The following is a 693-nucleotide window of genomic DNA, read 5'->3' on the forward strand; positions in this document are numbered from 1 at the left end:
ACACCCGACATGTTATACGCCGCGCTTTCTGGATTAAGCTGCCATGTTAACCACAACCCTGTTTGGGCATAAGACAAGGGTATATTATCTACATGTTCCGCTGTCGATTTAACGATCGGTAAACGAGTAAAATCAATACTTTTATTTTCTAAGGCAAGTAAAAAATCTTTTTGCTTTTCTTTTGGTAATGAAGCAAATCGCTTGGCTAAATTATATTTTTTATCGTTCATTTACATTTCCAACTCAGCTAATAAATCATCCATTTCATCAAATTCACTCAGTGAATCTTCTAATGACTGACTAATCAGCTCACTTAATTCAATAAGAGATGGGGTAACAATCACCTGCTTAAGTGAAAGATCTAATTCGAAATATTGATTTGTTTTGTTCAGTAACTGCACTGCGGCTAAAGAGTGCCCACCCAATGCAAAGAAATTATCATGACGCCCTACTTGCTCAACTCCCAATACCTCTTGCCAAATACCCGCAAGGGCAACTTCTGTGTCACCCTCAGGTGCTTCATACGTATTGATGTTGGCTAATTCAGGTGCAGGTAATGCTTTTCTATCCACCTTGCCATTGGGTGTTAACGGTAGTCCATCCAATACCACTATGATCCCTGGCACCATATAATCAGGCAGGCTTTCATGTAATTCCCTTTGAATGTTTTGTGTTTCTAAGGGAGTTTGGGTA

2 protein-coding genes are annotated in these 693 nt (G+C 39.2%); both read right to left on the reverse strand.

Going from position 1 to position 693, the window contains the following annotated elements; genetic code table 11:
• The coding region (locus J3L16_RS15895) for a hypothetical protein (RefSeq protein ID WP_207614043.1) at positions 1-230 on the reverse strand (230 nt) is incomplete at its 3' end.
• The coding region (locus J3L16_RS15900; RefSeq protein ID WP_207614044.1) for a phosphopantetheine-binding protein at positions 231-693 on the reverse strand (463 nt) is incomplete at its 5' end.

Origin of the sequence: Alteromonas sp. 5E99-2 (genome assembly GCF_017368475.1) — a bacterium.
GTDB lineage: Bacteria > Pseudomonadota > Gammaproteobacteria > Enterobacterales > Alteromonadaceae > Alteromonas_F.